General features: G+C 72.4%; 1 protein-coding gene and 1 pseudogene. One reads left to right on the top strand and one right to left on the bottom strand.

Annotation, left to right across the window (positions count from 1 at the left end; genetic code table 11):
• A pseudogene (locus tag PKE44_RS19155) lies at positions 1–280 on the top strand (ComF family protein); the annotation flags it as partial.
• A gap of 16 nt (positions 281–296) precedes the next feature.
• Here PKE44_RS19155 and PKE44_RS19150 read toward each other — a convergent pair.
• A complete protein-coding gene (locus PKE44_RS19150; protein WP_324554408.1) occupies positions 297–1,211 on the bottom strand; it encodes a LysR family transcriptional regulator in 915 nt (304 codons plus the stop codon).
• Positions 1,212–1,678 lie beyond the last annotated feature (467 nt).

The raw sequence follows: 1,678 nt of genomic DNA, 5'->3' as shown, positions 1-1,678 counted from the left end.
CATGCTCGGCCTGCCGCTCCTCGATGCCGGCCGGCGCGTGCGCGACACCGCCGCGCAGAGCGCGCTGGCGTTTCGCGAACGCCGGCGCAACGTCGCCGGCGCCTTCGTGCTGGCGCAGGGCGTGCCGCACGCGCACATCGCGCTGATCGACGACGTGCTGACCACCGGCCACACCGCCGGCGAATGCGCACGGGCGCTGCAGGCCGGCGGCGTGGAGCGGGTCGAGGTCTGGACGCTGGCGCGCACGCCGGCGCCGGGGAAGCCCGGGCGCACGGCGTGAACGGAGGGCGCCCGGCTCAGACCGCCCGTGCCGGCTGCGGCGCGGCCGGGCTGCGGGTTTCCTCGAAGATCTCGGCGAGGAAGTCGAGCACGACGCGGATGCGCGCGACGTAGCGCAGGTCCTTGTGCACGACCAGCCAGGCCTCGCGCGGCTCGGGCGCGTCGTTCGGCAGCACGCGCACCAGCCCCGGCCAGATCTCGCCGACCACGCTCGGCAGCAGCGCCACGCCCATGCCGGCCGCCGCGCCGCCGGCGCGCGCGAAGGCGCTGTTCGAGCGCAGTGACCAGCGCGCACCGCGCGCGTAGCCGGCCTGCCACTCGGCTTCGGGCAGATGCACGTATTCGTCGTCGTAGCCGATCTGCGGGTGCTGGGCCAGATCGGCCGGTGCCACCAGCGCCGGCGCGGCGTTCAGGTACTTCGGCGAGGCGTACAGCGCGAACGGCACCTGACCGACGCGGCGTGCGACCAGATCGGCCGCGGTCGGACGGAACAGGCGCACGGCGATGTCGGCCTCGTTGCGCAGCAGGTCGGCGGTGTGCGCCGTGAGCTGCAGCACGATCTGGATCGCCGGATAGCGGCCGTTCAGCCGCCCGAGGCGCGGCGCGACGAACAGGCTGCCGATGCTCTCGGGCGCCGAGATGCGCACGGTGCCGGCGAGGCTCGCATCCTCGCCGGTCACGGCGCGACCGGCGGCGAGCGCGGCTTCTTCCATCGTCTGCACCGAATGCAGCATGCGCGCGCCGGCCTCGGTCAGGCTCATGCCGCGCGCGTGGCGATGGAACAGCCGCACGCCGAGCACTTCCTCCAGCGCCGCGATGCGCCGCCCGACGGTCGGCTGGTTGGTGCGCAGCTCGCGTGCGGCACCCGACAGGCTGCCGGTCTGCGCGGTGGCGAGGAAATAGCGGTAATCGTCCCAGTCGGGCGTATGCATGGGGCTCTCCCGGAATATTCCGGCCCCCCGGGGCCGGTGCGGCGTTCTTCTGGTGCTGGAGACCGGTGATCCGGACCGCTCATGCGCGCCACTGTAGTCAGCGCCGGCGCGGCGGGCGACCGCGGCCGACGCGACGATTTCTTGACGCAAGCGACTAGGCAAGGCGTGGTTGCGCGTCAAGTGACGAAAAAGCAAACTCCGATCCTTACCGCCCACCATGCACGTGCGGCATCCCTCCGATCCGATGGACTCACGGATTCGATGGATGGCCAGGCTTTGCGTGCCTGCATTCCTGGAGGCGGAACAGCCGGTGCGGGAGGCACAGCCATGCGTGGACCTCGGGATTTGGTGTCGCCAGAACAGGAAGGTCTCCGATCCCGGGAATCGGCCATCGGGCGCCCGCATTCGCTGCGCATGGCCCTGGAGCCGCGGCTGGTGTTCGACGGCGCCGGCGCCGCCACGGCCCA

The sequence above is a fragment of the Plasticicumulans sp. genome (assembly GCF_035331805.1).
In the GTDB taxonomy this organism is placed as follows: domain Bacteria; phylum Pseudomonadota; class Gammaproteobacteria; order Competibacterales; family Competibacteraceae; genus Plasticicumulans.
Note: the sequence above shows the minus strand (reverse complement) of the source record. Positions and strands in the feature narration are given on the sequence as shown.

What these genes read in the sequence shown, in the direction of transcription:
- PKE44_RS19150 (WP_324554408.1), bottom strand. Translation starts at nt 1,211, where the DNA reads ATGCATACGCCCGACTGGGACGATTACCGCTATTTCCTCGCCACCGCG.